This window comes from Neisseria sp. P0021.S006, assembly GCF_051956895.1.
The window spans coordinates 1-981 of sequence record NZ_JBQCWZ010000501.1 but is presented as its reverse complement, the minus strand read 5'-3'; the positions used below and the strand labels follow the sequence as shown (position 1 = coordinate 981).

At 52.7% G+C, this 981-nt stretch carries 2 protein-coding genes; both read left to right on the top strand.

Annotation, left to right across the window (positions count from 1 at the left end; genetic code table 11):
• Positions 1 to 297 (top strand): glutamate ligase domain-containing protein (locus ACTHUM_RS15275; protein WP_440403324.1); only part of this gene is annotated, 297 nt, incomplete at its 5' end.
• Positions 298 to 310: 13 nt separating this feature from the next.
• Entirely contained in the window at positions 311 to 871 is a 561-nt protein-coding gene (locus tag ACTHUM_RS15270; RefSeq protein WP_440403323.1) for a L,D-transpeptidase family protein, read from the top strand.
• Positions 872 to 981: the final 110 nt, after the last annotated feature.

Genomic DNA, 981 nt, shown 5'->3' with positions numbered 1-981 from the left:
ATTTTGGGCGGCATGGGCAAAGGGCAGGACTTCACGCCCCTGCGCGATGCGCTTGCCGGCAAGGCAAAAGGCGTATTCCTGATCGGCGTCGATGCGCCGCAAATCCGCCGCGATTTGGACGGCTGCGGTCTGAATATGACCGACTGCGCCACTTTGGAAGAAGCGGTTCAGACGGCATATGCCCAAGCCGAAGCGGGCGATATCGTGTTGCTCAGCCCAGCTTGTGCGAGCTTCGATATGTTCAAAGGCTATGCACACCGTTCGGAAGTGTTTATCGAAGCGTTTAAGGCTTTGTAAGGCCGTCTGAAAGATGAAAGTCGGGTTGAAAATCGGCTTGGCGACAGTTGTACTTTTGGCTGTTGCTGCTTCGGTGTTCTGGTTTGCTGCGCCGATTCGTTCCAAGACTACTGTTACCACGCCAAGCGAAGCGCCGTTGCCTGAAGATGCCGTTATCGACAGATTGGTCGTACATAAAAGCAAGCGCACCATGTCGGCGTACTCGCAAGGCAGGTTGCTAAAAACCTATCCTATTTCGCTGGGCAAACAACCGGTCGGGCATAAACAGTTTGAAGGCGACGGCAAAACGCCCGAAGGAAAATACCGCATCAATGAACGTAATCCCAACAGCGGCTACCACAAAAACCTCGGCGTTTCCTACCCCAACGAAGCCGACAAAGCCTACGCGGCGGCACAAGGCAAAAGTCCGGGCGGGCTGATTAAAATCCACGGCATGAAAAACGGTTGGGGTTTTATCGGCAAAAAACACCTGCAAAAAGACTGGACCAACGGCTGCATCGCGGTAACGGACGAGGAAATCGACGAACTCTACCGCAGCGTGAAACACAACGCGGAAATTGAGATTCTGCCGTAAACCTTGTGCGTCATTGCCTCAAAGGTCGTCTGAAAACGTTAAGGCAGTTTCAGACGACCTTTTTGCAGCAACGGTAAACTTGTTCCTTGCCTTTATCCGGTGTTACTGTT